We start from the raw sequence: 7,398 nt of genomic DNA, 5'->3' as shown, positions 1-7,398 counted from the left end.
AACTCCGCTGCTCGACCACCCGCGTCACCAGCCTCGTCCAAGCCATCCTCACCCTGCATCTGGCCAGCTCAGACTGAGGATGGAAAGGGCTCAGTGACCACACTAGCCACACCAAGATCATCTCCCCATGGTCGGCGGTTGCGGGACACCGCTTTAGGTATTAACCACCCATGCCAAACTCGGGTCGAAGAGCGAGTCTAATCGCATGGGCTCTTTAAGTGACACCTTGCTGCCGTTGCATAAGGTATTTGGGTCTGGAGGAGAGTGATCCAATAAATGTCTCTAGAGGATGAACGAAGCGAAGTCACGTCTGGGTTGGACTCCTTCGACTCAAGCGCCTTTCTTGACATTATAGAAAAGAGCTACTCTATTCAAGAAGAGCGTGCAATCAGGGTTATAGAGGGATTGTATGAAATGCCGGAAGAATCTCCATCCGATCTGGACTAATGTGAATCTCCTCGACTCGTGCGAATTTCGACGGATGGGAGTACTCGTTTCGCTCGGCGACTCGGGTACCCGGCTTCGCGCGTGCGGTCAGCTTGGACCGGAGAACGTGGCAGGAAACCTAGATGGCCAGGAGTAACGGTCATCCGCGTCAACCACAGTGCGAAGTGCATAGTGGAGCCAGGTGCCACGGTGCGAGGGCCGGTTCCCTGATGGTGGGGCGTCCCGAACCATTCTTGAGTCTACTTCGAAGTGAGCGCAGCGCACTGCTGATCGAGGAGCGGGATCCACCGGTAGAGAATCGCTGCTGTACTGATCTTCTCAGCTTCGCACTCCGCGCGGACGGACCTCCATGTGCTCGGTCCTGCTTGGAGGAAGAAGGATGGGGTTTCTCGTCTTGTTCGGTAATGCTGAATAGGGTGCGAGCGCGAACTAGAGCCACGCATCGGGTACCGCACCCGGTGTTCCTAAAGTGTACGGGCGGGCCCACTTTGGGTGCCAGTGCTTTTATGTGGGGCGCGGCACGCCCAGTACTTTCCAATTGTGTGGTCCGTGGTTTCTGTGTAGAAAAATGAGAAGGTGAAAAGGACTGTGAGCGACGCAAAGCGAGTTCTTTGTTATGGCGACTCACTCACGTGGGGCTGGGTGCCGGTCGATCCCGCGCAGCCCGCGTATCGCTATTCATGGGAGCGCCGATGGACCGGTGTCATGGCAATCGAGCTGGGGGAGAAGTACGAGGTAATTGAGGAAGGCCTTAGCGGACGTACCACCGATCTCAATGACCCCTATGATTCGCGACTAAACGGAGCAGCCTACTTTCCGACTGCTCTGGCGACCCATCTGCCGCTCGATCTGGTTGTGATCATGCTTGGGACGAATGATACTAAGTTTCACTTTCAAAGAATGCCCCTTGATATAGCGCTCGGAATGGCGAGACTTGTGGGGCAAGTTGCTGTCTGTGCAGGAGTGGTTGGCACCATGTATCGCCCTCCTGCTGTTCTCGTGGTGGCACCTCCCCCTCTGGGGGAAATGAGACATAGTTGGTTCGCGGAACTATTCAAAGATGGTCGCAAAAAGACGGTAAAGCTTGCACATCACTACCAGATGATGGCTGAATTTCTGCGGGTCTTCTACACTGATGCTGGAAGTTTCGTGTCAACCGATGGCATCGACGGAGTTCACTTCACCGAGGAGAACAATGCTTCGCTGGGCATAGCTCTAGCCGCCACCGTGCGTCGGATCCTCGCATGACCTGTGGGTTCTACCCCTTTGACGAACCTCCCAGATCAGGGATTCTGCCCCGGGCGATTTCATCGTGGAGAGCATGCGAAAGAATAGTCCGCACCCTCGCCGACACGTCTGTGGGTCAGCCGGGCCGAGGTCGACGACGGAGCGCGACGACTGACCGGGCTGTCCCCAGGACGCAAACAGCGCCGGGGGCGCCCCTATGTCTTTGGTCAAGGGAAACGGAGTGCGTTGGGCCGGTAAGCCGGGCAGCATGGCCAGCCGACTTGCTGTGGGATGACGCGTGTGCTTCTTCGATCCGGATTTGATGGGGTCGTTGCCGCACGTGCGTGTCCCGGATGCTTCGGTGGAGGACTAGCAGGCTGCCCTCGATCTTGTCGCGGAGAAGGGTTGGAAGTGCCAGTACTCAGAGGGAGAGACGGTGCCTCGGGCGTAGGTCGTGCTGTCCCGCCCGGCGGATGCCGAGTAACCCGGACCTGCGGGTCTGTCCGACTGCCGATGTGTTGGCGATCGTCCCTTTTCATGCCGCCGATGAAATCGACTTCGACATCGGCCTGCGGGAGTTGCAGGGCCAGGACCGACTTGATGTGTTCTGCGGCTTCCTCCGTGAGGTCGGACGGTGGCTGGGCAAGCCGATGCTGATGTGGTCGTCCGGTGCTCGGTTTCGATGTCGAGGCCGATCCAGTCGTTCTCTCCGCAGACCGCCGGTCAGGTGACTGCGCCCGACGGCTGCAGTTCGTAGAAGGTGCCGTCGCAAGGGCATCGCGAACAGCACGTCGGCCCGGCGTCTGGCGAGGCAGAGTAGGTCTTGGGTGTGGCTTGCCCTGGACGATTTTCTTGTCGCAGGTAGCCCGCGATGCCGGGCTACCCAGGAAGACGAAGACGGAGAGGAAAAAGCCATTTGAGTTGCTTTTTCCTCTCCGGGAGGGCTATTCGCCGCGGATCAAGGCACTCGAGCTGCTAGTCGCCGGGGCGAGCCCGGCGTAGGCGGCGAGGTGGCCGGCGGTTGGGAGGATGCTGCCGTCGCCGACCTCGATCAGGATGCGATGCGTGCTCCGGACCAGACGCCGGCTTCCGGCATCGATGTCAGGACCTTCGAAATAGGGTGCGTGTCCAGGAGTCCCTCTATCCGAGCGGCCAGCAATTTGCGCGGGTCAAGGGCAGCGGCCAGCGATCCGGCCAGGCTCGGAACGATCAGGGCGATCGCTTCGGGTGCCGCCTTGAGGAGTTCGTTGTTCTTTCCGGCGGCACAGACCATCTTTCCACGACGCGAATACGGCCAGCGCGGACGGGTAGTGCTGCGCAACAGAGAGCGGAGCTGGTTGGAGATCTGCTGCCAGTTAAATGTGGCGTCCTGTAGCCCTGGCGAGCACAGCGGGCCAGGTCGCTGTCCTGCGGCAGCGGCCGGTGGGCATGCATGTCGGTATGCAGGTACGGATTGGAAAACCAACGGAGCGCCTAGGCGAGTGAGTTGAGACGCCGAACACCTCCCTCAACGCCAAGGGAGCCCTGTCCGCTGCGTTAGATGAGGGCGCTCCAGTGGAGCGGAAGCTTGTGGGGATGCTCGAGTGGAGGGCTGCAATGCCTGCGGCGAACCGGGTCCGCTGAAACCTCCGAATAGAGCGGCGCGCGGTCCTCGTATTTATGGTGGCAGTTGCGTGGGCGTCGGACGGACGTTTGCTTGGTTCCCTGGCTTCGACACCTAAGGATAGATCGCTGGCGTCGGCGCCCGTGCACCCGTCACCGTCCAGTCGGTGTGGGCGCCGTTCTGGCCAACATCGGAGCGAGCTCTCACCACCAAACACCAACAGTGGTCAAGCGGCAGGTGTTGATGTTCGGTGCGGCGCTGGACGGCGCCGTTCTTTCGGTAGGCCTCTCGCGCCAGAAGGACGCAACTTCTACGTTGTCACCCGCTCAGAGTCCACACTCGAAAACCTCAGTGCCCGTCAGCTTGGCGTACCGAGCGCCGAAATGGCTTCTGTCCATGAGGCTGCAGGGTAATGCCAGCCGAGTGCAGGCATCCCGGACTTGCAGAACGTCAAGACGTTCACCACTCTGCCCGCTCCGGACAGGGACTCTACTAAGGGAAGATTGCACGTCTCAAGCGGGCATAGCAGTGTCGACGCCCTATTTCTCCCACTCGGTCTGGATGGCCATAGCGAGCAACTCCGGCAACACTAACGGAATCAGGCCCTACGACTTGACCTCATAGGACTTCTTCTCGATCAGCTTCCCGTCCTTGAAGCAGAAACGGTAGGCAGTTATTGTGTCAGCCTTACCGTCCTGCTCAGTGGATCCGAGGGTGAGGCATTTCGCGCCTGGGGGCTCCGGCGGTGCACCCTTGCGAAGGCCCTCGGCCAGGAAGGAGTCCCCATTGGGCAATTGCTTACGAAGTTCCGCCTCCGGTTGCCCCACCGTCAGTGCGTTGAATTGTTTCGGCTCGATCATGGACTTCTCCCCCTCACCCGCAAGATAAATCACCCCCAACACAACTGCAGCCACTAGCCCTAGAGCGACAAAGGCCGCCACACCGCAGCCGATGACTATGACCTTCTTCCGCTTGCTCCCGTTCACTGCGTTGAGCAACTCCTTAGGCACAGCGCTCTGATCAATATCGAAATCATCCCTGTTGAAAGAACCCACCCCTGTCCACTGTCGCAGATCGCTCGTTAGGCCGACGAGAGTCTGCTCGGAAGTGCTGGAATCGATCGAGTCACCTTGCTCAGGTGGGAGGTACGGGAACACACCCTCCAGCTTGAAGCCACCGTCCACCGTAGGGCCCGCATGCACCGCGCCTCCGATGAGCCGGGCGCGCTCCCGGAGCCCAGTTAGCCCTTGACCACCGCTGACCACCCTCCCCTTGACGTTCGGTCCGGCGGATGCAGCGCCGTTGGAGACCTCCACGACTAGTGCGTCTCGCTCGTACCGCAGCTCGATGGTGATTGCCGCTCCCGGCGCATGCTTATGAATGTTGGTCAGGCCCTCCTGGACCATGCGGTATACCGCGTGATCGGTGGAGGGGGCGAGCCGGCGTACTTCGCCCGAGCGTTGCAGCTCCACGGAAGCACCGACGCCCCGGGACGAAACCGCCAAACCCTCGACACCAGCCACCCCGCGCAGTGGCGCTTTGATATTCCCCTGGGCGATGGCTTCGAAGCCCTGGTTCTGGCTCGCTCCAGTGGTAGGTGCAAGAGCATTTCCGGAGCCAAGGGCCTCGATGCCGTCCTGCATCAATCCCACTACCTCGCGAAGCTCGTGCATGGCGGCCACGGACGCCTCACGCAGCACAGTCACAACCCTCCGCTGCCGTGCGGTTAGGTCTCGGTCCACCTCGAGCGCGCCAATGTGGACTGAGATGAGGGCAAGCTGATGGCCAAGACTGTCATGCATGTCCTGGGCGATGCGTTGCCGCTCGCGTATCCGGGCCCGCTCGGCGACCATTTCGCGTTGGCGCAGCAGCTGCGTGTGATACTCCCGGAAGGTCTCCGCAAGTTCCCGCCGCTGCGACCAGTAGCGAGCCGCGAGGCCGGGCACGAAGATTGCCACCATCGACGACAGGCCATAGAAGACCAGGCTCGGCAGTGAGACGTACGGCAGTTCCCAAATGACGGACAGGCCCACAGTGAGGACGCAGGCGAGTGCGAACGTGCTGATCGCCCTGCCAATCCGCGTGATCCGCCGACCGGCTGACCAAGAAGCGACGAAGATCAGCGGAGCAAAGGCGAACTGCTCGACGGAGCCGACGACGGTCACCGTCAGCACCGTCCCCGGCACCACCCTGCGTAGAACCGACAACAGTCCAGCAGCGACTGCCACGGCGACAACTCGTATCGTGCTGCTGTCTTTCAGAACCTCGACACCTGCTGCAAGCAGTGCCAGCAGCACACAGAGGAACGATTCACCCACGATGCGCCTGGGAGGCCACATGCTTGGGTCAACGAGGTTCGTGCCGAGATCGACGAGTCGGCGAAACGTCAAACGCAATGCCGTGCTCATTGCCTGACCCGCCCTCTGTACTCGGTTCATTCCTCTGCACCCCCCGTTACGCGGACACGGTAGACAAGCATGCTCCGGAAACGACACTACCTTTCGTCGCGAGACGCAGCGACCAAAGTCGCACCGCATCGTCTACGGGATCACCCTCGTCGGCAGGCATCGACCCGCGGCTCCATAGCGGCGCTATTTGGCAGTGACTGCCGCCGAGTCTCCGAGCGCGTCCCGAGCCCAGTACATGCGAGCTTTGCGTAAACTCAGAAAGACGTGACCACTCAAACTTCTCCTTAGTTCGCTTCCGGTTCAGCCTCCTCGCCGACTTTCGCTTGATCCGCTGCTCTTTAGGCCCAGGGCGTGCGAGTTCTCGATCGGGTCGGCATGATCCGACTCGATGGAAATCTCCTATTTAGGAGAATCCGTCGAACGCGGCGAACCAATTTGAGCGGGCTTGAGTCGTAGTCGCAATTAAATTCGGCACGTGAGGGTTATAGATATACATCCCATCCTACGTCAGCTGAAATGTGAACCACAAGGCGATATTTATCAAGCCGCAGCAACGCATCAATGTCGTAGAGCTCCGTGCGGGATCGGTCTACGTAGAAAAGTTGGACTGTATGCCGTCCGCCACATTCGGAAATTTTCGACCAGAGCCTTGAGAGGAGCGATGCCAGTTCCACCGCCGAGGCAGCGCAGGGTGGCTTCTGGCGTCTCCGCCAGGGCGAGCAGTTGATCCAAACGTTCTACTGGATATCGACAGGGGGGTGCGAGCACGCCTGGAAACGGCTCGCCACGAGGAAGTTGGAGGGCAGGCGGTCGCCTGGCACCCAGCCCGCCTGCGAAAGCTCACTTAGCGACGCGAGACATCGATCCCTGAACCATCTGTGTGTTAGTGGCAGTATCAGTTGCCAATCTGACCCAGCACAACCACCGGCCCCGATCACTCGGATCGACAACTCTAAGTATGCATTGCTCATGAAATTTTGAGACAATGGAGCCACAATCACGATTGGCAATGCACACCTTCATGTGGCGTACGCCGGAATTGAGCCCGTAAGGCGCGGGTTGGTTATCCCCGGCGGGGAGCTGTGTTGACATTATCGACATATGAAGTATCGGCGGCACTCGCAGAGTAGACTTGTTCATTCGCTTTTCTATTGATGTGAATGTCTAGCTCGAGATTATAATTGCGCCAACAGTTCGTCAATTTCCTTCAGAAGAGATCGACATGTGACTATGGAGCAACGAACATAGGCATGTTTCACTTCGAGAGTGGATCGGATTCTATTTCTGAATCAGATTGGAACTGGCGTCTCGTCGTCACTCGGAAGTGGAATCTTTTCGTGCGTGAGAGGTAAATCTATGGACATCTCAGTGATTGTGGTCTTGGTGATAGCAATCGTTGTACTGGTGAGCATCCTCGTCACCGCTGTCCGGAGGCACCGAGGTTCTACCACCTCTACCGACGACAGCGAACCGGTCCCGGCGGCTGGGGGCGGCGCAGCCGGCTGGTGGGCCAGCGAGAGCGGTTGTGACGCCTCGAATTCGAGCAGCACCTGCGGTAGTGGAGTGAGCTGCGGTGGCGGTGGTTGCGGTGGTGGTGGTTGCGGTGGTGGTGGTGGCGCTTAGAACTCCTAACAAAGGCGTTGGACGTGTCGGTGGGTGATGAGGCAGGTGGCGAGTCCGAGGAAGGCTTCGTGGATGTCGTCGCGTCGTTCC

The 7,398-nt window shown here is 59.5% G+C and carries 4 protein-coding genes and 1 pseudogene; 2 read left to right on the top strand and 3 right to left on the bottom strand.

The genetic code is table 11. The annotated features are described in order from the left end of the window. Positions 1-1,035 precede the first annotated feature (1,035 nt). The gene (locus tag ABZ532_RS31025; protein WP_361291210.1) at positions 1,036-1,695 is read left to right on the top strand and encodes an SGNH/GDSL hydrolase family protein; all 660 of its coding nucleotides are present in this window, start codon (positions 1,036-1,038) and stop codon (positions 1,693-1,695) included. Positions 1,696-1,955: 260 nt separating this feature from the next. Next, a pseudogene (locus ABZ532_RS31020) lies at positions 1,956-2,388 on the top strand (hypothetical protein); the annotation flags it as partial. A gap of 230 nt (positions 2,389-2,618) precedes the next feature. Here ABZ532_RS31020 and ABZ532_RS31015 read toward each other — a convergent pair. The 3 genes from ABZ532_RS31015 to ABZ532_RS31005 form a co-directional block, all read right to left on the bottom strand. Continuing rightward, positions 2,619-2,705 (bottom strand): hypothetical protein, encoded by an 87-nt coding sequence (locus tag ABZ532_RS31015; protein ID WP_361291213.1) that lies wholly within the window; start codon positions 2,703-2,705, stop codon positions 2,619-2,621. Between the two features lie 20 nt (positions 2,706-2,725). Further along, positions 2,726-2,947 carry a hypothetical protein gene (locus tag ABZ532_RS31010; protein WP_361291207.1) on the bottom strand — a complete coding sequence of 74 codons (222 nt, stop codon included), beginning with the start codon at positions 2,945-2,947 and terminating at the stop codon, positions 2,726-2,728. A gap of 935 nt (positions 2,948-3,882) precedes the next feature. Beyond that, positions 3,883-5,685, bottom strand: a complete 1,803-nt coding sequence (locus tag ABZ532_RS31005; RefSeq protein WP_361291204.1) for a histidine kinase — start codon at positions 5,683-5,685, stop codon at positions 3,883-3,885. Positions 5,686-7,398 lie beyond the last annotated feature (1,713 nt).

The sequence above is a fragment of the Streptomyces sp. NPDC019396 genome (assembly GCF_040632375.1).
Lineage (GTDB): Bacteria > Actinomycetota > Actinomycetes > Streptomycetales > Streptomycetaceae > Streptomyces.
The sequence above is the reverse complement of the archived record's forward strand: the minus strand, read 5'-3'. Positions and strand labels throughout refer to the sequence as shown.

Excerpts from the sequence above, each read along its gene's own strand:
- ABZ532_RS31010 (WP_361291207.1), bottom strand. The coding sequence starts at position 2,947 with ATGGTCTGTGCCGCCGGAAAGAACAACGAACTCCTCAAGGCGGCACCC.
- ABZ532_RS31005 (WP_361291204.1), bottom strand. The coding sequence starts at position 5,685 with ATGAGCACGGCATTGCGTTTGACGTTTCGCCGACTCGTCGATCTCGGC.